The organism is Sphingomonas sp. TDK1 (assembly GCF_001650735.1).
Lineage (GTDB): Bacteria > Pseudomonadota > Alphaproteobacteria > Sphingomonadales > Sphingomonadaceae > Sphingomonas.
This window is the reverse complement of sequence record NZ_LXVY01000048.1, coordinates 360,158-386,916: the sequence shown is the minus strand read 5'-3', so window position 1 is coordinate 386,916 and position 26,759 is coordinate 360,158. Positions and strand designations below refer to the sequence as shown.

At 66.3% G+C, this 26,759-nt stretch carries 18 protein-coding genes; 13 read left to right on the top strand and 5 right to left on the bottom strand.

Features of this window, described 5'->3' with window-relative positions; genetic code table 11:
• The first annotated feature begins 22 nt into the window (after positions 1–22).
• Positions 23–2,917, top strand: a complete 2,895-nt coding sequence (locus A7X12_RS24715) for a TonB-dependent receptor domain-containing protein (RefSeq protein ID WP_232318683.1) — start codon at positions 23–25, stop codon at positions 2,915–2,917.
• A gap of 74 nt (positions 2,918–2,991) precedes the next feature.
• Here the strand turns inward: A7X12_RS24715 and A7X12_RS24710 are convergent, their stop codons facing one another.
• Positions 2,992–3,246, bottom strand: coding sequence for a hypothetical protein (locus A7X12_RS24710; protein ID WP_064314065.1), 255 nt, complete (start codon positions 3,244–3,246; stop codon positions 2,992–2,994).
• A 91-nt stretch (positions 3,247–3,337) separates the two neighbouring features.
• On the opposite strand from A7X12_RS24710, the gene hemN reads away from it, so the two are divergent.
• The 3 genes from hemN to A7X12_RS24695 all read left to right on the top strand — a co-directional run bounded on the left by hemN (position 3,338) and on the right by A7X12_RS24695 (position 10,888).
• Complete coding sequence (hemN, locus tag A7X12_RS24705) at positions 3,338–4,660, top strand: oxygen-independent coproporphyrinogen III oxidase (protein ID WP_064314064.1); 1,323 nt, start codon at positions 3,338–3,340, stop codon at positions 4,658–4,660.
• Between the two features lie 119 nt (positions 4,661–4,779).
• On the top strand, positions 4,780–8,094 hold the full coding sequence (locus A7X12_RS24700) for a glycosyltransferase (protein WP_064314063.1): 3,315 nt from the start codon (positions 4,780–4,782) through the stop codon (positions 8,092–8,094).
• A gap of 343 nt (positions 8,095–8,437) precedes the next feature.
• Positions 8,438–10,888 carry a TonB-dependent receptor gene (locus A7X12_RS24695; RefSeq protein WP_064314062.1) on the top strand — a complete coding sequence of 817 codons (2,451 nt, stop codon included), beginning with the start codon at positions 8,438–8,440 and terminating at the stop codon, positions 10,886–10,888.
• A gap of 30 nt (positions 10,889–10,918) precedes the next feature.
• Here the strand turns inward: A7X12_RS24695 and A7X12_RS24690 are convergent, their stop codons facing one another.
• Positions 10,919–11,569 (bottom strand): alpha-ketoglutarate-dependent dioxygenase AlkB, encoded by a 651-nt coding sequence (locus A7X12_RS24690; protein ID WP_232318682.1) that lies wholly within the window; start codon positions 11,567–11,569, stop codon positions 10,919–10,921.
• 167 nt (positions 11,570–11,736) lie between these two features.
• On the opposite strand from A7X12_RS24690, the gene A7X12_RS24685 reads away from it, so the two are divergent.
• Positions 11,737–12,063, top strand: a complete 327-nt coding sequence (locus A7X12_RS24685; RefSeq protein WP_232318681.1) for an ArsR/SmtB family transcription factor — start codon at positions 11,737–11,739, stop codon at positions 12,061–12,063.
• 15 nt (positions 12,064–12,078) lie between these two features.
• Here the strand turns inward: A7X12_RS24685 and A7X12_RS24680 are convergent, their stop codons facing one another.
• Together A7X12_RS24680 and A7X12_RS24675 are read right to left on the bottom strand one after the other, a co-directional pair.
• Positions 12,079–13,086, bottom strand: coding sequence for an AAA family ATPase (locus tag A7X12_RS24680; protein WP_064314060.1), 1,008 nt, complete (start codon positions 13,084–13,086; stop codon positions 12,079–12,081).
• Between the two features lie 82 nt (positions 13,087–13,168).
• A complete protein-coding gene (locus tag A7X12_RS24675; protein ID WP_064314059.1) occupies positions 13,169–14,326 on the bottom strand; it encodes an endo-1,4-beta-xylanase in 1,158 nt (385 codons plus the stop codon).
• 113 nt (positions 14,327–14,439) lie between these two features.
• Between A7X12_RS24675 and A7X12_RS24670 the strand changes: the two genes are divergently transcribed.
• The 4 genes from A7X12_RS24670 to A7X12_RS24660 all read left to right on the top strand — a co-directional run bounded on the left by A7X12_RS24670 (position 14,440) and on the right by A7X12_RS24660 (position 18,891).
• On the top strand, positions 14,440–16,596 hold the full coding sequence (locus A7X12_RS24670) for an alpha-glucuronidase family glycosyl hydrolase (protein WP_198162169.1): 2,157 nt from the start codon (positions 14,440–14,442) through the stop codon (positions 16,594–16,596).
• 10 nt (positions 16,597–16,606) lie between these two features.
• Complete coding sequence (locus A7X12_RS26545) at positions 16,607–16,837, top strand: cellulase N-terminal Ig-like domain-containing protein (RefSeq protein ID WP_232318680.1); 231 nt, start codon at positions 16,607–16,609, stop codon at positions 16,835–16,837.
• Positions 16,838–16,846: 9 nt separating this feature from the next.
• On the top strand, positions 16,847–18,430 hold the full coding sequence (locus A7X12_RS24665) for a glycoside hydrolase family 9 protein (protein ID WP_232318679.1): 1,584 nt from the start codon (positions 16,847–16,849) through the stop codon (positions 18,428–18,430).
• Between the two features lie 131 nt (positions 18,431–18,561).
• Positions 18,562–18,891, top strand: a complete 330-nt coding sequence (locus A7X12_RS24660) for a hypothetical protein (RefSeq protein WP_157105720.1) — start codon at positions 18,562–18,564, stop codon at positions 18,889–18,891.
• 133 nt (positions 18,892–19,024) lie between these two features.
• On the opposite strand, the gene A7X12_RS24655 is transcribed toward A7X12_RS24660, so the two are convergent.
• Positions 19,025–21,424, bottom strand: coding sequence for a glycoside hydrolase family 3 N-terminal domain-containing protein (locus A7X12_RS24655; RefSeq protein WP_064314057.1), 2,400 nt, complete (start codon positions 21,422–21,424; stop codon positions 19,025–19,027).
• A gap of 167 nt (positions 21,425–21,591) precedes the next feature.
• Between A7X12_RS24655 and A7X12_RS24650 the strand changes: the two genes are divergently transcribed.
• From A7X12_RS24650 to A7X12_RS24635, 4 genes are all read left to right on the top strand, one after another.
• The gene (locus A7X12_RS24650; protein ID WP_064314056.1) at positions 21,592–22,638 is read left to right on the top strand and encodes a LacI family DNA-binding transcriptional regulator; all 1,047 of its coding nucleotides are present in this window, start codon (positions 21,592–21,594) and stop codon (positions 22,636–22,638) included.
• Between the two features lie 120 nt (positions 22,639–22,758).
• Positions 22,759–24,165: a sugar porter family MFS transporter gene (locus A7X12_RS24645; RefSeq protein WP_064314055.1), complete on the top strand. Its 1,407-nt coding sequence runs from the start codon at positions 22,759–22,761 to the stop codon at positions 24,163–24,165.
• Positions 24,166–24,223: 58 nt separating this feature from the next.
• Positions 24,224–26,002, top strand: a complete 1,779-nt coding sequence (locus A7X12_RS24640; protein WP_269747846.1) for an IlvD/Edd family dehydratase — start codon at positions 24,224–24,226, stop codon at positions 26,000–26,002.
• A 107-nt stretch (positions 26,003–26,109) separates the two neighbouring features.
• The gene (locus tag A7X12_RS24635) at positions 26,110–26,733 is read left to right on the top strand and encodes a TetR/AcrR family transcriptional regulator (RefSeq protein WP_084446119.1); all 624 of its coding nucleotides are present in this window, start codon (positions 26,110–26,112) and stop codon (positions 26,731–26,733) included.
• Positions 26,734–26,759 lie beyond the last annotated feature (26 nt).

Genomic DNA, 26,759 nt, shown 5'->3' with positions numbered 1-26,759 from the left:
AACCTGTCTACTTGCGTCGACGATGTTGGTCGCTGGTCTGGCAACGCCAGCCTATGCGCAGCAACAAAGCGTCCCTGAGAGCGAGACGCAGGCCGAAGCCGCTGGCGAGATCGTCGTCACCGGCACGCGCATTTCGCGACCCGATCTCGAACTGGCCAGCCCGGTAAACGTGATCAGCCAGCAGGAAATTCAGTTCCGCCAGCCGGGCACTGCGGACGACCTGCTGCGCAACCTGCCTGCAATCCGTCCGTCGATCGGCGCGGGCGTCAACAACGGCTCGGACGGCTCGTCGACGCTCAACCTGCGCGGCATGGGTGAGCAGCGCACACTGGTGCTGCTCGACGGCCGTCGCCTCGTCCCCTACGGCCTTGACGGCCTCACCGACACGAACAACATCCCGCTGGCGCTTCTGCAGCGCGTGGAAGTGTTCACCGGCGGCGCCTCGTCCACCTACGGCGCGGACGCGGTTGCGGGCGTCGTCAACTTCATCACCCGTCGTGACTTTTCCGGCATCGACGCCTCGGCAAGCTATCGCGTTTCCGAACGGGGTGACAGCCAGCGCTTCAAGGCCGATCTCGTCGTCGGCGGCAACTTCGCCGATGGCCGCGGCAACGTGGTGTTCAGTGTAGGCTATACCAAGGCCGATCCGCTGCTCCACCTTGATCGCAAGGTCAGCGAGGTCCCGATCAGCTCGACCACCGGCGCGTTCGCTGGTTCAACCACTGCGGCCGTGACAATCTTCGGCGCCCCGAGCAACGCAGCGCTCGGCTTGCCTGCCAGCAGTTTCGGCGCGGTGGTGAACCCGACGACGGGCCTGCTTCAGTCGGCAACGGCCAACGACACCTACAACACCAATATCGGTACCTATTTCCAGACGCCGCTCGACCGCATCAATGCCTATTCGGCGGGCTATTACAAGATCACGGATGCGATCGAGTTCTACGGCTCGGCCATGTTCACGAGGAACCAGATCGCGACCCAGCTCGCGTCGTCGGGTACGTTCAACAACACCTATCAGCTGGGCCTGAACAACCCTTATCTGCCCAGCGGCATCCGCAGCCAGCTGTGCACCGCAAGCAAGATTTCAGCAGCCGACTGCGCCACGGCCGCGGCCGTGCAGGGCGGCCCGGGCACACCGGGCTATCGCGAGATCGCGGTAGTGGCCCAGCGCCGCTTCACCGAGTTTGGTCCGCGCGGCAATCTGTTCGAATCGCAGATGTTCCAGGTCCAGGGTGGCTTCCGCGGGGAGATCACCACGGGCCTGAAGTACGACATCTCGGCGCAATATGGCGAGACGACGCAGAACCAGACGCGCCAGCGCTGGGGCTCATTCAGCAAGGTCCAGCAGGCCCTGCGCGCCTATCGCGATGCCAGCGGCACCGTTCGTTGCGCCGACACCAGCAACGGCTGCGTACCGCTCAACCTGTTCGGGCCCAACGGCTCGATCACCTCGGCGCAGGCCGCATTCGTCAACCTCGACGCGATCATCAACCGCAAGGTGCGCCAGACCGTCGTCACCGGTAGCGTTTCGGGCGACCTCTTCACGTCGCCGCTCGCCGCCAGCAAGATCGCGTTCGCGGTCGGCGGCGAATATCGCAAGATCACTGCGGCCAGCCAGCCGGACGGCCCGTCGCAGGTGCAGGGCGAGGTGCTCGGCACCGGCGCGCGCACGCCCCCGGATACCGGCCGCTACAGCGTGAAGGAAGTGTTCGGCGAGTTGATCGCGCCGCTAGTCGAGAACCAGCCCTTCATCTACAAGCTGACGGCGGAAGGCGGCATCCGCTACTCCGATTACACCACCACGGGCGGCAGCACGACCTGGAAGGCGGGCGGCACCTGGGAGCCCGCACCGGGCTTCAAGTTCCGCGGCACCTATCAGGTGGCTGTGCGCTCGCCCAACATTCAGGAACTGTTCCAGTCGCCTGTCCAAGGCTTGGGCAACCTGACCGTCGACCCGTGTGCCGGCGCGGCGGTGGCCAGCAATGCATCGCTGGCGGCACTCTGCGTCGCGACCGGCGCACCGGCAGGGACGATCGGTTCGATCCCGCAGCCGAGCTCGGGCCAGATCAACAACACCAGCGCGGGCAACCGCAACCTGGACGTCGAAAAAGCCAAGACCCTGACGCTCGGCGGCGTCTTCACGCCTTCGTTCCTGAAGGGCTTCTCGGCGACGATCGATTATTTCCGGATCAAGGTTTCGAACGCGATCACCCAGCCGGCGCAGGCAGACATCCTGAACGGCTGCTATTCCGCATCGCTGAACCCGGGCTTCGCGAACAACGCCTTCTGTGCGCTGATCGGTCGTAATCCGCTGACCGGCACGCTCAACGGCGCGGGCGAAACGCCGGGCGTGATCCTGAGCTATTCGAACCTGGGCCTGATCCGCACCGCCGGCATCGACCTCGGCGTCAACCAGCGTGTGCTGCTCGACGACATCGGCATCAAGGATAGCGGCGCAATCACGATCGGCTTCAACGGCACCTGGCTCGATTATTATCGCTTCCAGGCAAACCCGAACTCGATCGATCGTAACTGCACTGGCCGCTACAGCGCCGGTGGCTGCACCAACCCGCGTGCCAAGCTGCGCTGGAATGGTCGCCTGACCTATGATCGCCCGAACTTCGACGTATCGCTGCTGTGGACGCACATCAGCCATGTCAGCCTCGAGGATCCGGTCGGCAGCATCCTGCCGCGCTTCGCCCGTATCCCCGCGTACAACTATTTCGACCTGTCGTTCGGCGTGCGTCCCACCAAGAACTTCAGCCTCAACCTGACGGTGAACAATCTGCTGGACAAGGACCCGCCGCTCGTCGGTTCGGGCGTTGGCGGTACGTCCTACAACAGCGGCAACACCTTCCCGACCATCTACGATCCGATTGGCCGTTCCTACACGCTGGGTGCGCGCCTCACCTTCTAAAACAAAAATGTCTCCCAACACCTGGGGCGGCGGACCGAAAGGTCCGCCGTTTTTCTGTGGAGGGAGCGATCGGCTCAGTCCTGCCGATCGGATAGATCCATGAAGCTACGGGCTGCTTCGCGATCCGCCTCGTCCTCGAAGGCGACGTCGAGGTCCGGCGCACTACCGAGCATGAACAGCAGGGCCCAGAGCGCGAAGCGGCGGGGGCGATCGGTCTCCAGGCCAAGATCGACCTTCATCCGCTCAATACCGGAGGCAAGCGCGGGCGGGGTGAGGGTGCCGAGATCGGCGGTGCCGAAGTAGCGGACTAGCTGGTCGTCGAGTTGCATCGTCAGGACCTAGGCGCGTCCGGCATCCGCGGCAAGAATACGGGATATTCCCAAGCGACGCCCGGTGGCCGGCGGTCCATGCGGCAGGATCATGTGGACCTATCATCCCGATCTGCTCGCCACGCCGGTGCCGCGTTACACCAGCTACCCTACCGCTGCGGAGTTTGTTGATGGGGTCGGCTCCGTCGAGATGGCGGCAGCGCTGGATCGGGTGGAACAGGAAGCCGAGCTGTCGCTCTATCTACACATCCCCTTTTGCCGCGAGATATGCTGGTATTGCGGATGCAACACCGGTGCGGCCAACCGTGCCGCGCGGCTGGATGCCTATCTCGAGCGCCTGTCGCAGGAAATCGAACTTGTTGCCCGCCGCCTGAACGGGCGGGGGCGGGTGGGGCGGATTGCCTTTGGCGGCGGCAGTCCCAATGCGATCGCGCCAGCGGCCTTTCTGCGGTTGGTGGCGCAGGTAAAGGCGGCGTTCGACGTCACGGCGCCGGTGCTTTCGGTGGAAGTCGACCCGCGCGGTTTCGATGCGGGCTGGGCCGATGCGCTGGGGGCGGCCGGCGTGTCGCGCGTCAGCCTAGGCGTCCAGACCTTCGATGAAGCCATCCAGGCGGCGATCGGCCGCGTGCAGCCCCGGCGCGAGATCGCCGCTTGCGTGGCGCTGTTGCGTGGCGCTGGCGTCCAATCGATCAACTTCGACCTGATGTACGGCCTGCCAGGGCAGACATCGGACGTGCTCGCGGCTTCGCTTGACGAAAGCGTCGCGCTCGGCGCTGATCGGCTCGCGGTGTTCGGCTATGCGCATGTTCCGCATCTGATCCCGCGCCAGCGCCGGATCGATGCCAGTGCGCTGCCCGATGCCGAGGCGCGTTTCGCGCAGGCGGCGCTCGCCCACGGCAGGCTGGGGCGTGCTGGTTATGTGCCGATCGGCTTCGACCATTTCGCCAAGCCAGACGACGCCATCGCCGTTGCCGTGCGCGAGGGGCGATTGCGGCGCAATTTCCAAGGCTTCACCGAGGACGAGGCAGAGGTGCTGATCGGACTGGGGGCGAGCGCGATCAGCCAGTTTCCCGACCTGCTCGTGCAGAACGAGAAAAATGCTGGCCGCTGGCACATGGCAGTTTCGAGCGGCCGGTTTTCGGCATCGCGTGGGGCGCGACGATCGGTGGACGATCAATGGCGGGCGGCAGCCATCGAGGAGTTGCTGTGCCAGGGGCGCGCGGATCTTTGCGGCATCGCGGGACGTAGCGAGATCGCCTTGCGGCTCGCCCGGTTCGCGGCGCTGAAGCTCGTGCGGTGGGAGGGCAGCGTGCTGCTGCTCGCGCCCGAGGCGCTGCCCTATGCTAGGGTGATCGCGAGCGCGATGGACCGCTATCGTGGGCCGGCAGCAAGTCGCTTCAGCAGCGCCGTCTGAGCCTATGCGAGATCAGGGAATCTACCCAGCCTTCGTAGTATAGCATCGGTTAATGCGGGCTCTTATAAGGCGGCGACCCGACCCGCGCCGGGACAATCGCGCGTTCCGAAAGTCTGCTGATGTCGCGTCCCGTCTTTTTCGATCCCACCGGCAGCCGCAAGCGCTGGACGTTGCGCACGGTTTTTGCGCTGATCGGCGGTGTGCTGCTCGCAGCGGTCGTGTTCGCGGCGACTATCGTCAACGTGCCGCCTGCGCAGGATTTGCCGGTGCGGTGGGAAAATGCCAAGCCGGCGGCGCTTCGTTCGATGAGTGCGCGCGGCGAATCGCGACGGCAGCGCTGGCTGCCGGGCGGCACCGCGAAGCGGCCCGGCGCACCGCTCACCGTCGGCTTTTACGTGCCATGGGATCCTGCCAGCGCCGACTCGCTTCGCCGCAATATCGGTGATCTGAACTGGGTGGTGCCTGCGCTCGTCTCCGTCACGGGGCCGAAGCACAACATGCAGGTGCTGGACGATCCAAGGTTCAACAGCATCCTTGCCGGCGCACGCCGCCCTGCGCGCGTGCTGCCCATGGTGCAGAATGTGTCGGACGAGGCCTGGGACACGCCTGGTACCGTCGCGCTGCTTGGAAACCGCGCTGCCCGCACCAAGCTGGCGCGCGACCTTGCCGCCTATGTCACCTCGAAGAACCAGGCCGGTCTTGTCCTGGACTTTGAAAGTCTGCCGGCCAGCGCGCTGCCGGGCTACATCCAGTTGCTCGCGCAGATCAACACGGCGATGCCGAAGAACAAGCTGCTGGCGGTCACCGTGCCCGCCGGCGACACGGCCTGGGACCTGAAGCGCTTCGCCGCGGTCACCGATCGCGTGATCCTGATGGACTATGATGAGCATTGGCAGGGTGGGACCGCCGGTCCGATCGCGTCCCAACCCTGGTTCGTCGAAGAACTGCGGCGGGCGCAGGCGCAGGTTGGAAACGACAAGCTGATCGTGGCGCTGGCCAGCTATGCCTATGACTGGCACGGCAAGGAGACCGACCCGCTCAGCATTGAAGAAGCATGGTCGGCAGCGCGCGACAGCTCGGCCACGGTGACCTTTGACAAGGCCAGCGGCAACAGCGCCTTCGCCTATGACGAAAATGGCGAGCACCACGAGGTGTGGATGGTCGACGCAACGGCCAGCTGGAACCAGCTGCAGGCGGTGCGCGCGGCGGGCATCGGCAGCGTGGCGGTATGGCGCCTCGGCACCGAGGATGCCGGCCTGTGGACCGCGCTGCTCGCCTATCGGCATGGCGGCACCCCGGATCTGACCCGCATCGTGCCCGCTACCAATGTCGACGTCGAAGGGCCGGGCGAGATCCTCCGTGTCACCTCTACGCCAACGGTGGGCAAGCGCGAGATCAGCTTCGATTCCGCCAATATGATCCGCGACGTGCAATATCCCGTGCTGCCTACCCCCTATGTGGTGATGCGGACGGGCGCCTCGAAGAACGAGATTGCGCTCACCTTCGACGACGGGCCGGACCCGACCTACACGCCGCGCATCCTCGACATCCTGAAGGCCGAGCACGTGCCGGCAACGTTCTTCATCATCGGTGAGAACGCCCTCCAGCACCCGCTGCTGCTGCGCCGGCTGGTGGCCGAGGGGCATGAGGTGGGCAACCACACCTACACGCATCCCAACCTCGCTACGACCTCGGCGGCGAGCACGGCCCTGGAACTAAACGCCACGCAGCGGCTGGTGCAGGCCTATACCGGCCGCGGCATGCGGCTGTTCCGTGCACCCTATTTCGGAGACGCGGAGCCCACCACGCCGGATGAACTCGATCCCGCCGTGATCGCGCAGAAGCAGGGCTATACCGTGGTCGGCCTGCACGTCGATCCGGACGATTGGAAGCGTCCCGGTGTCGATGCCATCATCCAGGGCGTGCTCAGTGACGTCGCGAGTGCTGCCCCCGACAAGTCGACCAACGTGGTGCTGCTGCACGATGGCGGCGGCAATCGCGAGCAGACCGTCGAAGCGTTGCCGATCATCATCCGCGAGCTGCGGGCGCGCGGATACACCTTCGTACCCGTCTCGAAGCTTGCCGGGCTTTCCTATGATGCGGTGATGCCGCCGATCCGCGGCAACGACCTGCTGGCGGTCCGGGCGGACGTTGCCATCTTCGTGGCGCTTGCCGCGATAGCGTCCGGTCTCCGCTGGATGTTCTTCGTCGCGATCACCCTGGGCATCGCCCGTGCCGTGATTCTCGCGGCCCTGGCGCTGCGCCAGCGCCGTCGCGAGCGCGGCGCGCCGCCTGTCTACACGCCCAGCGTTTCGGTGATCATCCCCGCCTATAACGAGGAGCGAGTGATCGAGGCTTCGGTTCGCCGCGTGCTTGCCAGCGACTATCCGGCGATCGAACTGATCGTCGCCGACGACGGTTCGAAGGACCGTACGAGCGAGATTGTCGCGGCCGCGTTCGGCGACGATCCGCGCGTCACGCTGCTCACGCTGCAGAATGGCGGCAAGGCGGGCGCGCTCAACCGCGCGCTGCAGCAGGCCAAGGGCGATGTGATCATCGCGCTCGACGCTGACACGCAGTTCGAGCCCGAGACAATCGGTCGCCTCGCCCGCTGGTTCATCGATCCGAACCTCGGCGCGGTCGCAGGCAGCGCCCAGGTGGGCAACCGTGTCAACCTGGTCACCCGCTGGCAGGCGGTGGAATATGTGACCGCACAGAATCTGGAGCGGCGCGCGCTCGCCGGGTTCAACGCGATCACGGTAGTGCCGGGCGCGGTCGGCGCTTGGCGGCGCGCCGCGCTGGACGCGGTGGGCGGCTATCCGGAGGATACGCTGGCCGAGGACCAGGATCTCACCATCGCCATCCAGCGTGCCGGCTGGCGCGTCACCTACGATCCCGATGCGGTCGCGTGGACCGAGGCGCCGGAAAGCTTCAGGGCACTCGCCAAGCAGCGCTACCGCTGGGCGTTCGGCACGCTGCAGTGCCTGTGGAAGCATCGCGGTCTCTACCGCGACAAGAATGCGCGGGGCCTTGCCTGGATCGGCCTGCCTCAGGCCTGGGTTTTCCAGATCGTATTCGCGGCCATATCGCCGCTGATCGACCTGGCATTGGTGTCCGCGATCGTCGCCACCGCGGTGCGGATCGCCCAGCATGGCTGGGAGCAGACACGCGGCGATGTCGGCACCATGGCAATCTACTGGGTAGCCTTTACCGCCATCGACGTGGGCTGCGGCTGGATCGCCTACCGCCTCAACAGCCGGCGCATTCGCTATCCCGCGCTGCTGCTGGTGGCGCAGCGCTTTGTCTACCGCCAGCTGATGTACTGGGTCGTGCTGCGGGCGATCAGCTCGGCGCTGGGCGGCTGGTGGGTCGGCTGGGGCAAGCTCGAGCGCACCGGCCGTGTCGGCGGGGCGGGGGCAGCGGCAGCCGAATAGCTGCCCACGCAACGACGGTTCGATGCGCCGCCCGCCATGCACCCTCGCATGGCGGGCGGTTTCGATTCGGCTTGTCTCCCGCAAGTCTTAGGCGCGATGGCCTGTGTCATTTCCGCATCACATCAGATTTTTAATGGTGCTGGAGAATAAGATTTGCGATCTTAACCAAGACGAGGGAAGTTCATCTCAAGCTTCGTGCCTTCGCAAATTCGGGCAGAAGACTTGAAGATGAAGCGAAAATGATGTATCGACGTATTTAATACGTCAGTTGGTGTAACAATCCTGCCAAATCCCGCCCCTAGGGCGCCCCCCGAAGCAAATTAGCCTCCTCGGGGAAATCAACATGCTCGACCGTTCTATGTTCCGCCTCGCGCTGCTCGCCAGCGCGACGTTCGCGAGCGCTGCTACGCCCGCCTTCGCTGCCGATAACGATGCGCCCGCCGCGCAGCAGCCGGCAGCCGGGACCGACCAGGAAGGCCTGGCCGACATCGTCGTCACCGCCACCAAGCGCGAGACCAACCTCCAGAAGACGCCGATCGCGATCTCGGTGCTCGATCCGACCGTGCTCAAGGACCGTCACGTCCAGAGCCTGCTCGACCTCGCAGACGGCACCGTGCCGTCGCTGCGCATCGCGACCTTCGAGGCCCGCCAGTCGGCGCTGACCGTCGGCATCCGCGGCATCGTGCCGTTCGACCAGAACCAGACCGCGCGCGACTCGGGTGTGGGCGTCTATATCGACGGCGTGTATCTCGGCCGCTCCCAGGGCCTGAATGCGGCGCTGTTCGACGTTGAGCGCCTCGAAGTGCTGCGCGGTCCCCAGGGCACGCTGTTCGGCCGCAATACCGAAGGCGGCGCGCTGAGCATCGTCACCAAGGCGCCGACCGGTGAATTCGGCGGCCGCGCCTCGGCAGGCTTCGGCAACTACGGCAGCTATACCGGTGAAATGCACCTCGACCTGCCGGCGGTGAAGAATGTCGCGGTAAAGCTGGACGGCGTGGTGCAGCACCAGGATCCCACCGTGCGCAACCCGCTGAGCGGCCAGGCAGGCTGGAACCAGTATCAGCGCTATGGCGGCCGCGCGACCGCGCTGTGGAAGCCGTTCGACGGCTTCTCGGCGCAGTTCTCCTACGACCAGGCGCGTGACGAGAACACGCCCTTCTATAGCCAGCTCGTGAGCTACAACCCGAACGGCTACAATGTCGGCACCTACAATGCCGCAAACAAGCTCACCTTTGGCGGCGCGAACTGCAACGTCGTCGTCGGTGGCGTCACCACCAACCCCTGTATCGCGCCGCTTTCGTCGCAGGTGAAGGTGACCGGCGACCGCATGGGCACCGCCGATATCGGCGTGCCGCAGCAGGTGAGCGTCGACAAGACGCACGGTTTCTCGACCACGCTGAAATATGACGTGGCGCCGTATCTGCAGCTGCGCTCGATCACCGCATGGCGCGGCGTGACCACCGATCAGTGGGACAATTCGGGCGGCGCGCACCGTTCGATCTTCGCGCCGAACACTGCATTCAGCCGCTACAGCCTGTCGTACCTGCGCCAGACGCAGTTCAGCCAGGAATTCCAGGCCGTCGGCAGCGTCGACAAGCTCGATTACGCAGCCGGCCTCTACTACTTCACCGAAGGCGCTCGCGAATATGCCGCGACGCCGACCACCAACACCTGGAACGCCACCGGCACCGGCAACACCATCAACGACGCGTCGCTGTGGCAGCCGCAGAACTGGGTGCGCCAGCGTGACAGCAACGCTGTGGCGCACAGCTATGCGGCGTTCGGACAGGCGACGTACAGCCCGGTCGACATCCTGCATGTCACCGTCGGCGGCCGCTATACCAAGGACAAGCGTCGTGGTGCGCTGACCATGATTTCGGGTGTCGCCACGCCCTATACCTTCAACTACGACAACAGCCGCTTCGATCCGATGGTGACCGTGGCCGTCGACGCTGCTCCGAACGTCAATCTCTATGCCAAATACTCGACCGGCTACCGTGCCGGCGGCGCGAACGACCGTTCGAGCAACTTCGGCGCGTTCGGCCCGGAAGCGGTGAAGGCCTATGAAGTCGGCGCCAAGATGGACCTTCTGGACCACAAGGCGCGCCTGAACCTCGCCGGCTACATCATGGATCGTACCGGCACGCAGATCGACTTCGACTTCGTCGACACCAACCCCTTCCTGGCGGACGGCGTGACGAAGAACCCGAACTACACTAAGCATACCGAGAACACCGGCAATGCCCCCGGCACCTCCAAGATCCGCGGCATCGAAGCCGACCTGACCGTGAAGCCGGTCAACGGCCTGACGCTCGGCGCATCCTATGCCTACACCTACACGAAGATCCCGCCGACGCCGAACTCGCTGCTGCCGGGCAGCCCGCTGACCCAGGTGTTCGTGGTGTACACGCCGCGCAACGCAGCCTCGGGCTTCATCGATTATGAACTTCCGGTCATCGGTGGCGATACGCGCCTGCGCTTCCACCTGGACGGCAACTATGCCGACGCCCAGTACAGCTTCCAGAACGAGGCGACCCGCACCGACCCGAGCTTCATCGTCAACGGTCGCATCGCGCTCGCCGACATCAAGATGAGCGATCGCGGTCAGCTGCTGACCGTGTCGCTGTGGAGCCGCAACCTGCTCAACGAAACCCACATCTATCGCCGCTCGGCCGCGAACTCGTCGCCGACGGTCAACAATGATGGCTCGCTGAACTATGGCGGTGTGCTGGGCGATTACGCCAATTTCAACCCGCCGCGCACCTGGGGTGTCGAAGCTGGCCTGAAGTTCTGATGGCGTTTCGCCGCTCCGGCGGCGGGACCTTCAACCAGTGCGGCCCGGACGGGATCTCCCGCCCGGGCCGTTCTGCGTCTGGCGCAGGCCCAGCTGCGAGAAGGCGCGAAACGTGATCGACCAGCGCGGCTCCGTCATGGGGGCGATGCTGTGCTCCCAGCCGTGCCGGGCGTCGCCGGACAGCAGATAGATGGAGCGCGGCGCCAGCGGCAGCGCCGCGCGCTCAAAGGCGCGCGGGCCCGTCCGGCGGCGCAGGCGCAGCGTGGCTGCGGCCCCGAGCGAGATACCCACCACCTCCTCGAACACTGGCCGATCGCGGTGCCAGCCTATGCCTGCGCCCGGTGGATACAGGAGCAGCAGCGCCTGCACGAGCGCGCCCGGCGGGAGGCCGGCAAATGCCTCTGCACGCGCGCGCAGTGGGTGGAGCCAGTCGGGCAGGGGTGTCGCGGGCGCCATGGCGGCATTCGCGAAATCATAGTGCCAGCCATGACTGACCGTCAGCCGATTGCCGGTCCAGCCCTGAAACTCGAAGGGCTGTAACGGCGACGAACCGATCGCCTCAATCGCGTTCGATTCTTCCGCTGCGGTCAGGAAATCTGGCGCGGAAACGAGCCCGGAAGGGGCGGAAAGACCGAATAAATCAGGCTGGTCTGGTACCATAATGCTGCAACGTTCGAACATCGGGTACGCTACAAAATTGCTTCCGATTTGCAACATACACCGGAGACATCTTCACGAAAATGATGATGAGCATTGATTCAGGTTTATGAAAATACTGGACATTTTGGCGCGTGACGGCTTGCCAGCCATGGGCTACATGCATAGCCATGGTCGCCGTGAAGAACGATATGATCGACGTAATCGACCACGCGTCGCAATTTTTGAAGGCGCTGTCCGGTCGTAGCCGCCTGTTGCTCCTCTGCCATCTCGCCGAAGGCGAGAAGTCGGTGGGGGAGCTTGCTCGCCTTACCGGTGCCCGCGATACCGCGGTGTCCCAGCAGCTCGCGCTGCTGCGGCGCGAAGGCATGGTTTCCGCCCGGCGTGCGGGTCAGATGATCTTCTATTCGCTTGCCAGTCCGGAGGCGCGCCGGATGCTCGAGGCGCTGAACGACCTGTTCGCACGCGAGGGCGAAGGCGGGCTGCTGCTCAGGCCGGAAGCCGCCGAGGCGGTCTGATCCGCGCCGCGCCGGTCAGCGGCGCGCGCGCTCGATGGCAGCGCGCGCGGCGGGCAGGATCTGCTCCATCGCTCGATTGGCGCGCATGCGATGCCAGCCGAACAGGTCCCCCACCGAGCGGCGCGCCTGCTCACGGGCGATCTCTGCGGTCGCGTCGGAAGCATCGGCGGTCCGGGCGGTGATGCGCGCGATCCGATCGCGATCCGGCGCTTCCAGCCAGATGCCCGAAAAGGGCGCTCGTACCTGCACCGCCAGTGCCTGCGCCACTTCGCGTTCGCTGCGGTTCAGGAACACCGCGTCCACGATCACGGTGGAGCCGCAGCGCAGATGGTCGTCGGCCGATTCGAACAATGCTTCGTAGGTGAGCGCGTCGTTGCGGCGGGTATATTGGGTAGCGGGGAGGCGCGCCTCGGGCGCCACGCCGGCCAGCCGCTTCCGAAACACGTCCGACCGCAGCACGCGCGCGCCGGGCCGCCGGCCGTAATGGGCCCCCAACAGCCGCGAGAGACTCGACTTGCCCGTACCGGAAAGCCCGCCGATCACGATCAGCTGGGGAGGCACTTCTTCCAGCAGCCGATCGGCGGCGGCAGGGTCGCCGGTGCGTAGCGATAGCATCAGCGGCAGCAGCGCCCAGCCGGTTGCACCCTGCGGCGACAGATCCAGATAGCGATTCGCGAGGATGTTGGCGTCGGTGCCGCGCCCGCGGGCGATCAGGTCGGCGAGCGTCCCGGCAAGATCGAACAAAATGTCGACCGGCGCGCCAGCTCCGATCGAACGAACGCGCCCGGCGCGAGCGCGCCGCTCGATGTCGCCGCCCAGCTGCGCAAGCGTGCTGCGCTGCGCACCGGTCCGGGCATGTTCGAGCAGGTGCTGGCGAAAGCTGCTGCCGGCGGGGACGGCGGCTGACCCGCCATGAAGGCGGACCAGGGCTTCGGCACTGGCATGCAGCGCCGCGACGTCGACGCTGCTGGGGAGCGGTTGCTCGCCTTCAGGCCCGTCTCGTCTCACGGCTGCTGCAGCCATTGCCCTGCTCCCTGATCCCTCGGCGACTCCGCCGCCCGGGCACGATGTATACCCGCGAAATCTGAACGGGAGCGTACCAGTTTTACCCCCGCCGCGCAGTCGCGATCAATTTGGCCGAGACGATGTCGCGAAGCGGCTTCGCGTGGAATTCGCGATCGTAGGGCGCCACCCGCGGCACGCTGCCGTCTTTGCGCGGCTTGAAGCCGTTGAGCCAGCTATAGCGATCACACATTCCCCAGAACAGCATGTCGCGCAACTGCGGGTAACCGAACATGATGTCGAGATAGACCCCGGCATAGTCGGCCACCTGCCGGTCGCGCATTGCGACATCCGTTGGGAGATGCTGATCGGCGACATCGAATTCGGTGATCAACAGCTGATAGCCCATGCCGGTCACCGTATCGAGGAACGCCCTCCACGCTTTCTCCTGCCGCGCAGCGAGAACGCCCGCAGGTGCATCGCTGACGGGTTCGATATGCGACTGTACGCCCAGCGCGTCGACGGGCACGCCGCGCTTGCGAAAGCCCTCCAGCAGGCGGAGCACGCCGCTGCGATGCGCTTCGTTGCCGGGCTCCCAGCTCATATAGTCGTTGTAGACCAGCTGCGCGCTTGGGGCGGCGGCGCGGGCAGCGTGGAATGCGTGGTCGAGCATCGGCTCGGCGCCGCCGAACGCGCGCGAAAGGCTCGTCTCGCGCAGCGCCCCGGTCGTCTCGTCGACGGTTTCGTTGACCACGTCATAGCTGGCGATTCGCTTGGTGTAACGGTGACACACCGTGTCGATATGGGTGGTGAGCAGCCGCTCGGCCTCGCGCCGCGGTGTTGCGCCGAAGTCGTGGTCGTTCAGCCAGCGCGGGAAATACTGGCTCTTGTGCCACAGCAGCGTGTGTCCGCGCATCGCCATGCGATGCGCCTCGGCCCAATCGAGCATCGCATCGAAATGGGTGAAGTCGAACTTGTCCGGGGCCGGCCGGATCGCCTGCCACTTCAGCTGGTTCTCGGGCACGAGCAGTCCGCAATCCCGCTCGAGCAGCGCAGCATAGCGCGGGTTGGCGAACGAGCCGGCATCGGCGCCGGACGGGTTCCAGGCGAAGGCGGAGCCGATCCGCATGTTCTTCTGCGATGCGAGCATGTTCAGCCCCGGGGCGACCGAGGTCGCGCGCGCGACCAGCGGAAGCGTGGCTGCGGCGGCGCCAGCGGCGAGCAGCCCGCGGCGGTCGATGCGAAATCCGTGATCTGCCATGAAACCCTCTCCTGATCGCGCCTCTGGGCGTCGCTTGCTTGGTAGCGGTACCATGTTCGGCCTGCTACAGGCTTGTCAACAAACGCGAACGATCGCGGAAGAGAGAGGGCGCAATGCGGGCGGCATTCCAGGCGATTTTGTGGATTTTGGCGGCGTTTGCCTTTGCGAATCAGGGGCATGCGGAAACTGGCTATGACCTTTGGCTGCGCTACGAGCCGCTTGATGCGACGACGAAGCAGCGGGTTGTGCCGCACCTCCGCTACGTGGTGGCGGACAGCAATCGCCCGACGATCCGAGCCGCGCTGGACGAGCTTGATCGCGGCCTTGCCGGGCTGATCGGCGCGGCGCCGGTGCATGCCAGCGCGGTGCAGGGCGAGGGCGGGGTAGTGCTCGCCACGGCCGGCTCGCCGTTGCTTGCTGGGATGAAGCTGCCGCTGTCCGCGCTGGGCCGCGAGGGCTTCGTGATCCGCACGGCGACGATAGCTGGCGCCAAGGTGACGCTGATCGCCGCGAACAGCGACACCGGCCTGCTCTACGGCAGCTTCCGCCTGCTCAAGCTGCTTCAGCTCCGCCAGCCCATCGATGCGCTTGACGTGCAGGATGCGCCCAAGCTGCAGCTGCGCGTGCTCGACCATTGGGACAATCTCGATCGCTATGTTGAGCGCGGCTATGCCGGCCAGTCGCTATGGGACTGGCAGAAGCTGCCGGGCTACAAGGACCCGCGCTACACCGACTATGCCCGCGCCAACGCCTCGGTCGGCATCAACGCGGTGGTGCCGAACAACGTCAACGCCAATGCCGACATCCTCACCGCGCCCTACCTCCAGAAGGTGAAGGCGCTGGCTGGGGTCTTCCGCCCCTATGGCATCCGCATCTATCTGACCGCGCGCTTCTCCGCCCCGATCGAAATCGGCGGCCTCAAGACGGCGGACCCGCTGGATCCGGCGGTTCGCGCCTGGTGGAAGGCCAAGGCGGACGAGATCTACGCGGTGATCCCCGATTTCGGCGGCTTCCTGGTCAAGGCCAATTCGGAAGGGCAGCCCGGTCCATCGGACTATAAGCGCAGCCATGCCGACGGCGCCAACATGCTCGCCGATGCGCTCGCCCCCCATGGCGGCGTGGTGATGTGGCGCGCCTTCGTCTATTCGGAACATAACGACGCCGATCGCCACAAGCAGGCGAACGACGAGTTCGTGCCGTTGGACGGGAAATTCCGCGACAACGTCCTCCTCCAGGTGAAGAACGGCGCGATCGACTTCCAGCCGCGCGAGCCCTTCCACCCGCTGTTCGGCGCGATGCCCAGGACGCCGCTGATGCTCGAGGTGCAGATCACCAAGGAGTATCTCGGCTTCGCCACGCACCTCGCCTATCTGGGGACGATGTGGGAGGAGGTGCTGGAAAGCGACACCTTCCGCCCGCGCGCTGGCAGCACCGTCGCCAAGGTGCTGGAGACGCCGGTCGCCCCCAAGGCGCTGACCGGCATGGCGGGCGTCGCCAATATCGGGACGGACGTGAACTGGAGCGGATCGCAGTTCGACCAGGCCAATTGGTACGCCTATGGCCGGCTCGCCTGGGATCCCGATGCCAAGGCCGCGGATATCGCCCGCGACTGGGCGCGGCTGACCTGGAGCCTGGATCCTGCGGTGGTCACGCCCATCGTCGCGATGATGCTGGAGTCGCGCGAGGCGGTGGTGAACTACATGACGCCGCTCGGGCTCGGCCATGTGATGGCGACCGGCCACCATTACGGCCCGGGGCCGTGGGTTTCGGACCTCGCCCGGCCCGAATGGAACCCGACCTATTATCACCGCGCCGATGCGAACGGGATCGGCTTCGACCGCACGCCGACCGGCACCAACGCGCTCGGCCAGTACGCGCCGCAGGTGGCGAAGCGCTGGGGCGACCTGAAGACGGTGCCGGACAGCCTGCTGCTGTGGTTCCACCACGTCCCCTGGGACTATCGGATGCGCTCGGGCGAGACGCTGTGGGACAGTCTGGTCGCCCACTACGACACCGGCATCGCCACGGTGAAGGACATGCAGCACCGCTGGGCCGGGCTGGAGGGCAAGGTCGATGCCCGCCGCTGGGCCGAGGTCCGTGATTTCCTCGCCATCCAGCGTGAGGAAGCCCAATGGTGGCGTGACGCCTCGATCGCGTACTGGCAGTCGCTGTCGAAGCGCCCGCTGCCCGCCGGTCACGCCGCGCCGCCGCAGCCGCTCAGCTACTACGAGGCGATCCGGACGCCGCACGCGCCCGGCAACGGCAAATAAGGGAAGCAGGATGCGGACGGGAACGGCGTGGCTGCTCGCCGGGATGGTGCTGGCGAGCCCGGCAGCGGCCCAGCAGCGGCCGGCGATCGACCTCAACCAGGTCGGGTTCGAGCCCGGTGACGTGAAGCTCGCCGTGCTGCGGGGGGCGGGGACGACTCCGCTGCCCTGGCTGTTGCTCGACGCCGACGGCAAGGCGGTCGGCAGGGGCGAGACGCTGGTCTATGGCCCCGACGCAAGCTAGGGCGCGGTGGTGCAGCGGATCGACTTTTCCGGCTTTCGGCGTGCGGGGGAGGGCTATCGCCTGTCGGTCGCCGGGGGGACCAGCGACCCGTTCGACATCGCGCCGTCGCTCTACAAGCCGCTGGCGCGCGACGCGGCGAACTTCTTCTATCAGCAGCGCGCCGGCACCCCCATCGATGCGAAGTTCGCCGGCGCCGCCTGGGCGCGCCCGGCGGGCCATGCGCACGAAGTGGCGGGCTGCTTTTCCGGCGCCGACGAGCGCGGGACGGTCTGGCCCGGCTGCAACTACACGCTCGACGTGACCGGCGGCTGGTACGATGCCGGCGACCACGGCAAATATGTCGTCAACGGCGGCATCGCGCTGTGGACGCTGCTCAACGCCTATGAACGCCGCCTCAAGGCCTTTCCGGACGCATCGCTGCGCATCCCCGAAAGCGGCAACGGCGTGAGCGACCTGCTCGACGAGGCGCGCTGGGAGATGGAGTTCCTCCTGCGAATGCAGATCCCGGATGGCGTACGCACGCGGGTACCGTCGGGTCCGCTGGGGCCGCCCAAGCCCGGCCGCCCGGCCTGGGAGCCGAGCTTCCCGCCCTTCGCCGAGATCGATGCCGGCGGCATGGCGCACCAGAAGGTCGCCGACCGCAGCTGGACGACGCTGCCCATGCCCCCGCAGAACGACCGCGAGGAACGGCTGCTCTATCCGCCGACGACGGCCGCGACGCTCAACCTGGCGGCAACCGCGGCGCAATGCGCCCGGCTGTGGCGCGGGGTGGACGATGCCTTCGCCGCCCGCTGCCTCGCCGCCGCGCGGCGCAGCTGGGCCGCGGCGCAACGCAACCCGCAGGTCTATGCCACCAACAGCTTCACCGGCAGCGGCGGCTATGGCGACCGCGAACTGAGCGACGAATTGTACTGGGCCGCCGCCGAGCTCTACGCGACCACCGGCGAGGATGCCTTCCGCAAGGCGCTGACCGCCTCGCCCCATTTCGGCGAAGCGGTGCGCGCGCCCGGCTGGAGCTTCACCGCCCCGCTCGGCACGATCACGCTGGCGACGGTGAAGACGGGCCTCGGCGACGCCGAGGTGCAGAAGCTGCGCGCGACGCTGATTGCGGCGGCGGACGGCATCCTCGAACAGCGCCGCCAGAACGGCTATGCGATCCCCTATCGGCCGTTCGGCTATCCGTGGGGCTCGAACGGTGACCTGATGAACCAGGCGATGCTGCTCGGCGTGGCGAGCGACCTGACCGGCGCGCCCAAGTACCGCGCGGGCATCGTGTCCGCGCTCGACTATCTGCTGGGGCGGAACCCGATGGGGACGTCCTATGTCAGCGGCTATGGTGCGCGGTCGCTGCTAAGCCCGCACCACCGCTTCTGGGCGCATTCGCTTGACGCGAGGCTGCCGGGGCCGCCGCCGGGGGTGCTGTCGGGCGGCCCGAACGACACCGCGATGAGCGATCCGGTGGCGATGCAACTCAAGGGCAAGTGCGTCGCCCAGACCTGCTGGGCGGATGACATCCACGCCTATGCGCTGAACGAAGTCGCGATCAACTGGAACGCGCCGCTGTTCTGGGTGGCGGCGTGGATGGATGATTGAGGAGCCCCGAAACGTACGGGGTCAGCGCCGACAACGCAATCTAACAGGTGGTCATCTACAATGATGCTTTATCGCCTTCACGCGATATAGTGCGCACGAATAGTATATTTTAAGGGGGGTAGAATATGCGCATGAAGCTGATCCTGCTGATCTCCATCGCATCGGCCTCGGTCGCAGCCTGTAGTGGGGGCGCGCGCGACACGACTGTTGTCGTGAAGCAGCTCAGGGTTTGGGGGCCCCAGGAAAGGCTCACGCGCTTTGTCCGATTGCAGGGCTCTGCAAGGCATCCTCTGGTCGTGTCGAACGCCAAGCCGCTAGACATCGGCCAGGCGCAAGCCGTCGTGACACTGCCCGCCAGCTACACGGGGGAAGACCTTGTCCATACGACGAGAGAGGCCTTGGTGGCGGGTCTCTCGTATCGATATGAAGAACGCAAACTGACCAGAGCCGCGCGGTCCTGACGGAATTTTACCTGACTGTGTCTTGGCAGGCCGAGGAGCCTGTCGTCTGTGGCCGCCCACCGCGCTTCGGTTCGTCGGCTGATCCCCACAGAGGGCGAACGAGAGGCCGCGGCATGACGCGGCCTCTCGCATGTTATCGCACTGTCAGTGTAGCACTCTTCAGCGTCGCCGAGTCCGGGCCCGCCGAGATGGTGAACGTCCCCGGCTCCACGACATGCTTCATCTGGCTGTTCCACAGCGCCAGATCGTCCGGCGTCAGCGTGAAGCGCACCGTCTTCTTCTCGCCCGGCTTGAGCAACACCCGCTCGAAGCGCTTGAGCTCGATCACCGGCCGCGTCACCGAGGCCTCGTCGTCATGGATGTAGAGCTGGACCACCTCGTCCCCCGCGACCTTGCCGGTGTTGGTCACGTCCACCTCGACGCTGGCCTTGTCGGCGATACCGATCGTCGGCGTGCCGAGGCGCGGCGCTGAGATGTCGAAGCTCGTGTAGCTCAGGCCATAGCCGAAGGGGTAGAGCGGGCTGGTGTCGCCGAACAGATAGCCGCGCCGCGCGCTCGGCTTCTTGTTGTAGTAGATCGGCAGCTGGCCGACATTACGCGCCACTGAGACCGGCAGCTTGCCGCCCGGATTGTAGCGCCCGAACACCACGTCGGCGAGCGCGTTGCCCGTCTGCTCGCCGAGATACCAGCCCTCGATCAGCGCCGGGGCCTTCTCCGCCAGATAGTTGACCGCATAGGGGCGGCCGTTGAGCAGGATCACCACCACCGGCTTGCCCAGCGCGATCAGCTCCTTCGCCAGCTGGTCCTGCGGCCCCGGCAGGTCGAGCGTCTCGCTGTCGCCGAGATGGTTGTCGGCCCAGGCCTCGCGGCTCACCGCCTCGTTGCCGCCGAGCACCAGCACCACGACATCCGCATTCTTCGCCGTCTCCAGCGCCTGGGCGCGGAGCTGGTCGTTCACCGCCGCCGGCACTTCCTTCACTTCGTCCTTCGACCATTCGCGATGGTCGGTGATGCGGATGCCCTCGGCATAGTCGACCGCGAACTTGCCCTTGCCCTCGGCCTGCATGCCTTCGAGCACGCTGACGACATGGTTGGGCAGGTCCGAATAGCCGCCGATCGGGGTGTCCTTGGCGTGGGTGCCGATCACCGCCATCCGCTTGATGCCCCTGGCGTCGAGCGGCAGCAGGCCCTGACTGTTCTTCAGTAGCACGATCGATTCCCGCGCCGCCTGGCGGGAGAGCGCGATCGCCTCGGGGGTGTTGGTGCGCACCGCCGCCAGCTTCATCTCGGGATAGGGGTTCTCGAACAGCCCGCCCTGGAACTTCATCCGCAGCACGCGGCGCACGGCATTGTCGATCTCGCCCTGGCTGACCCGGCCTTCCTTCACGAGCTGGACGAGATGCGTATAGGCCTCGCCGTCCGGGGTCTCCACGTCCACGCCCGCGTCAAGCGCGCGCTGGGCTGCGTCCTTGGGGTCCTTGAACATGTGGTGGCGGGTGATCAGTTCACGGATCGCGAAATAGTCGCTGACCACCGCGCCCTGAAAGCCCCATTCGCCGCGCAGCACATCGGTGAGCAGCCATTTGTTGGCGTGGCTGGGGATGCCGTCGATCTCGTTATAGCTGGCCATCACCGACATCACGGGCAGTGTCTTCACCGCCTGTTCGAAGGGCGGGAAGAAATCCTCGCGCAGCGTCCGCTCGCCGAGCGAGGCGGGGCCGACATTGGTGCCGTTCTCGGGCTGGCCATGGCCGGTCATGTGCTTGAGGGTGATGAACACCTTGTCGGACTTGAGCGGCAGCGTGCTGCCCTGGAAGCCGCGAATCGCGGCCAGGCCCATCTGGGTGACCAGATACGGGTCCTCGCCATAGGTTTCCTCGATGCGGCCCCAGCGCGGGTCGCGTGCGACGTCAACCACGGGGGCGAGCACGAGGTTGGCACCGCGGGCGCGGGCTTCCCTGGCGGCCATCGAGAAGATGTTCTCGACCAGCTTGGGATCGAAGCTGCTGGCGAGGCCGATGGACTGTGGGAAGCTGGTGGCGCCGGGCGCGACCAGGCCGTGCAGCGCCTCCTCGTGCATCAGCATTGGGATGCCGAGCCGGGTCTTCTCCATTGCCCATCGCTGCGCGGCATAGACGTAGCGCGCGGTTTCTTCCGGGCTGCGGTTGACGTCGCCCGCCACCGCGCCGGCCGCGCCGCCCTGGCCGGCGGCAACGCCGCGGCGGTCATAGGGGCGCGAGATCATGCCCAGACCGTTGGGGAAATTGGCGCTTGCCTTGACGGGGTCGAACTCGCCCCTTGCGTCCTGTACCAGACCCTTGTTGAGCCACAGCGCCTGGAGCTGCTGGACCTTCTCCTCCAGCGTCATCCGCGCGAGGAGATCGTCGACGCGCGCCTCGATCGGCTGGCTCGCGTCCCTATACAGCGGCTTGCCTGCGCGTTCGGTCTGGGCAGCAGCAGGCTGCACGACGACGAAGGGCGTCAGAGCGCTCGCAGCAATGGCAAGCGCGGCGACGCGGCGAAATGAGCGCATGTTCCTCTCCCTGAAGGCGGGCGACAATCCTGCGGTCGCCTCTTGCCATGATGGTAGCGCTATCAGCTATAAGGGGCCGCAATGACACCGGTCAACCGGGCGTGCAGCGGCTCGCGAACGATTGCAATCGTGGTAGCGCACACTTAAGCGTTCATGCAGGAGGGGGGATGACCAGACCAAGCCGGCGTAGCCGGGGCAGCATCACCGTACAGGACGTAGCACGCGAAGCTGGCGTTTCCGCCATGACCGTGTCGCGCGTCGTAAACGGCGGTACCAACGTGCGGGAAGCGACTCGGGAAGCCGTGCTCGCTGCGATTGCCAAGCTCAATTACTCGCCGAACAGCGCCGCGCGCAGCCTGGCTGCAGGGGAAGCGACCCAGATCGGATTGCTCTACTCCAATCCGTCGGCCGCCTATCTCTCGCAATTCCTGATCGGCGCGTTGGCCGCGGCGCGCCGGGCAGGGTGCCACCTCGTGCTGGAGGCCTGCGAAGGCGAGCGCGCCGAGGAACAGGCCGAGGCGACGCGCGGATTCGTCCAGACGCATGTGCAGGGCGTGATCCTGCCGCCGCCGCTGTCTGAGGTCACTGCCGTGCGCGATGAGCTGGAAGCGGCGGGTATTCCGTGGGTCTCCGTCGCGATGGGCCTGCCGCCGGAGGGCAGCCTCAACGTCCGCATCGACGATTTCGCGGCGGCCGCGGCGATGACCAAGCATCTGATCGACATGGGCCATCGCCATATTGGCTTCATTCGCGGCAATCCGAACCAGACCTCCAGCGCAGAGCGCTATCGAGGCTTCTGCGCTGCGATCGAAGAGGCCGGGCTCGACCTTGCGGACATGCCGGTGGAGCAGGGCTATTTCACCTTCCGCTCGGGAATCGTGGCGAGCGAGGCGCTGCTCGATGCGCCGAATCCGCCCACCGCCATCTTCGCGAGCAACGATGACATGGCCGCCGCTGCCGTGGGTGTGGCGCACCGCCGTGGCCTGCACGTACCCCAGGACCTGAGCGTGGTTGGCTTTGACGATACGGCGCTCGCCACCACCATGTGGCCCGAACTGACCACCGTCCGCCAGCCGATCGCGGCGATGGCCGAGGCGGCGCTGACGATGTTGCTGGACGAGCTGCGTCCGGGCGGCCAGGTCGACGAGCCCGAACAAGTACTTGCGCATCAGCTGATCGTGCGCGAATCCTGCGCGCCGCCACCCCGGCGATAGGACAACGCTGGCAGAAAGTTGCGCCTCGGCACCTATCAGCTTGCTTTTCCTGGTTGCACGGGCCAGCGTTACCGCTAACAAATCGCTCCACATTGCTGGGGTGCCTAGGAGAGGGATCGGATGAATCACACGGCGGAGCGGGCCAATATCGGCCTGATCGGCGCCATCGTGGCCGTAGCCACGATCGGCGGATTGCTTTTCGGATATGACAGCGGCGCGGTGAACGGCACGCAGCCGGGCCTGCAGGCGGCGTTCGCGCTCGACGAGGCCGGGCTCGGCTTTACCGTCGGCTCGCTGCTGATCGGCTGCGTCGCGGGCGCCTTCTTCGCCGGCACGCTGGCGGACCAGATGGGCCGCCGCAACGTGATGCGGCTGGCGGCACTGCTGTTCCTGGCCGGCGCGCTGGTGCAGGGCTTCGCGCACGATCACACGATCTTCGTCATCGCCCGGATCGCCGGTGGTATCGCGGTGGGGGCTGCCTCGGTACTGTCGCCCGCTTATATTTCCGAAGTCGCTCCCGCGAACATTCGCGGTCGGATGACGACGGTGCAGCAGATCATGATCATCTCCGGCCTCACTGCGGCTTTCGTGGTGAACTATTATCTGGCCGGCGCGGCCGGAGCCTCGACCAACAAGTTCTGGGCCGGGCTTGAAGCCTGGCGCTGGATGTACCTGATGCAGGCGCTGCCGGCTGCGGTCTTTCTGGTAGCGCTGTTTTTCATCCCGGAAAGCCCCCGCTTCCTGGTCGCCAAAGGCCGTACCGAAGAAGCGACCAAGGTGCTGACCGACCTGTTCGGCCCGCAGACCGCACGCGCCAAGCTGGAGGAAATCCGCGCCAGCTTCACCGCCGATCACCGCCCGAGCTTCCGCGACCTGATTGACCCGCGCACCGGCAAGATCCGCACCATCCTGTGGGCGGGCCTGGTGATCGCGGTGTTTCAGCAGCTCGTCGGTATCAACGTGATCTTCTACTACGGTTCGACGCTGTGGCAGCTGGCCGGCTTCACCGAAGCGGACTCGCTGCTGATCAACATCGTCTCGGGCGCGGTCTCGATCGCCGCCTGCCTCGTCACCATCGGCCTGGTCGACAAGATCGGCCGCAAGCCGCTGCTGCTGATCGGTTCGGCGGGCATGGCGGTGACGCTGTTCGTGCTCGTCTATGCCTTCGGCCATGGCTCGCTCGACGCAGCCGGCAAGCTGGTGCTCTCGCCCGAACTCGGCAAGATCGCGGTGGTCGCCGCCAACCTGTACGTGATCTTCTTCAACGTCAGCTGGGGCCCGGTGATGTGGGTGATGCTCGGCGAGATGTTCCCGAACCAGATCCGCGGCTCGGCGCTGGCCGTGTGCGGCTTCGCCCAGTGGTTCGCCAACTACCTGATCGCGCAGAGCTTCCCGGTGATGGCGTCCAAGCTCGGCCTGGCCGCCAGCTACACCTTCTACGCCGTCTGCGCGGCGGTCAGCTTCTTCCTCGTCCTGAAGTTCATCAAGGAAACCAAGGGCAAGGAACTGGAGGCAATGGAGGGCTGAGGCCTTCTGCCGGCCCCTCCCTCCCGGGGGAGGGGCTTTTTGTTTTTTGGGAGTTTGAATCGTGACCCGCACGCCCGTCCGTCCGTTCCGATCGCGCGAATGGTTCGCCGCCCCCGGCCGCGCCGACATGGCCGCGCTCTATCTCGAGCGCTTCATGAATTACGGCATCACGCCGGCGGAGCTGACCTCGGGCAAGCCGATCATCGGCATCGCCCAGTCCGGCAGCGACATCGCGCCGTGCAACCGCATCCATCTGGAGACGGTGAAGCGCGCCCGCGAAGGCATCCTGGCGGCGGGCGGCATCCCGATGGAATTCCCGCTCCACCCGATTTTCGAGAATTGCCGGCGCCCGACCGCCGCCCTCGATCGCAACCTCGCCTATCTCGGGCTGGTCGAGATCCTCAACGGCTACCCGATCGACGCGGTGATCCTCACCACCGGCTGCGACAAGACCACGCCCTCGTCGCTGATGGCTGCCTCCACCGTCGACATCCCGGCGATCGTCCTGTCGGGCGGGCCGATGCTCGACGGCTGGCACGAAGGCGAATTGGTCGGCTCCGGCACGGTGATCTGGCGCTCGCGCCGCAAGATGGCGGCGGGCGAGATCGACGAGGCCGAGTTCCTCCGCCGCGCGATGGAAAGCGCGCCGTCCTCGGGCCATTGCAACACCATGGGCACCGCCTCGACGATGAACAGCATGGCCGAGGGGCTGGGCATGAGCCTGCCCGGCTGCGCGATGATCCCGGCGCCCTATCGCGAGCGCGGGCAGATCGCCTACGAGACCGGCAAGCGCATCGTCGAGATGGCGTACGAGGATCTTCGCCCGTCGAAGATCCTGACCAAGCAGAGCTTCCTCAACGCGATCAAGCTGCTCACTGCGATCGGTGGCTCCACCAACGCGCAGCCGCACCTCAACGCGATGGCGGCGCATGCCGGCATCACCATCACGCCCGAGGACTGGCAGACCGGCTATGACCTGCCGCTGATCGTCAACATGCAGCCGGCGGGGCAATATCTGTCCGAGCGCTTCCACCGCGCCGGCGGTATCCCCGCGGTGCTCAAGCTGCTGGTCGAGGCCGGTATCCTCGACGGCAGCGTCGCGACCTGCACCGGTCGCACCATGGCAGAGAACGTCGCCGAGGCCCGCGTGCTCGATTCCGACGTGATCTTGCCCATCGACAAGCCGCTGATGGAGAAGGCCGGGTTCCTGGTGCTCACCGGCAACCTGTTCGACATGGCGATCATGAAGACCAGCGTCATCTCCGACCAGTTCCGCGCACGCTACCTGTCGACGCCGGGGCAGGAGGGCGTGTTCGAGGTCCGCGCCGTCGTGTTCGACGGATCGGACGATTACCACCACCGGATCAACGATCCGGCGCTGGCGATCGACGACAATTGCATCCTGATGATCCGCGGCGCGGGCGTGCTCGGCTGGCCGGGGTCGGCCGAGGTGGTCAACATGCAGCCGCCCGACGCGATCCTGCAAAAGGGTATCCAGAGCCTGCCGACGCTGGGCGACGGCCGCCAGTCCGGCACGTCGGACAGCCCGTCGATCCTGAACGCCTCGCCGGAGAGCGCGGCGGGCGGGGGACTTTCGTGGCTGCGCACCGGCGACGTGATCCGCATCGATCTCAATCAGGGGCGCGTCGACGCGCTGGTCGAGGCCGACGAGATCGCACGGCGCAAGGGCGAACCCGCCCCGCCGATCCCGCCGAGCAACACGCCTTGGGAAGAGCTGTACCGCGAGAAGTCGGGCCAGCTGCACGAAGGCGGCGTGCTCGAATTCGCGACCAAGTATCGCGGCACGGGCCTGAAAGTGCCGCGCCACAACCACTAAAGGGGGGCACGGAGGTGGGCTGGTCCCACCTCCGTCCCATTCCGGAGATGGCGTTAGTCACCCGCCAGTGATAGTTAACCACCGCCAAGCAACAGGGGGTGGACGGCGTGGACGAAGCAGCACCGGCGAAGCGACCGCGCAACGCGGCGAGTACGCGGGGGATTATCCTGGGGGCGGCAAAAGCGCTGCTGGCCGAACAGGGCTTCGCCCGCTGGGGCGTGAACGCGATCGCGCGCGCCTCCGGCTATGACAAGCAACTCATCTACCGTTATTTCGGCGGCATGGACGGACTTGCCCAGGCGATCGCCGAAGACGTCTCCGCCTGGATGGAAACCGCGCTGGTGCGGCCTGAGAATGCCGCGCCGCCTGCGACCTATGCCGAGCTGATGGCGCGGGTCGCGGTCGCCCTGCTCGATGCGCTGCGCAGCGATCCGCTGGCGCAGAAGATCCTCGTCTGGGAGCTTTCGGCCCCCTCCTCGCTGGCGACGGCCTTTTCGGAAGCCCGGGGCAAGGCGTTGAGCGCCTGGATCGCGCGGGAGCGTGGAACGCTGCAGCGACCCGCCGGTATCGACGCGCCGATGCTCAATGCCCTGCTGATCGCCTCGATCCAGCAATTGGTGCTCTCCGGTGCGGCGAGCGGGCGTTTCCTGGGGCTGGAGCTGAAGGACGAGGCCGGTTGGGAGCGCGTACGCGGCGGCATCGCAGGGCTGACGCGGGCGATGTACCAATAGCAGCGCACCGGCCATCCGCAGCCCCT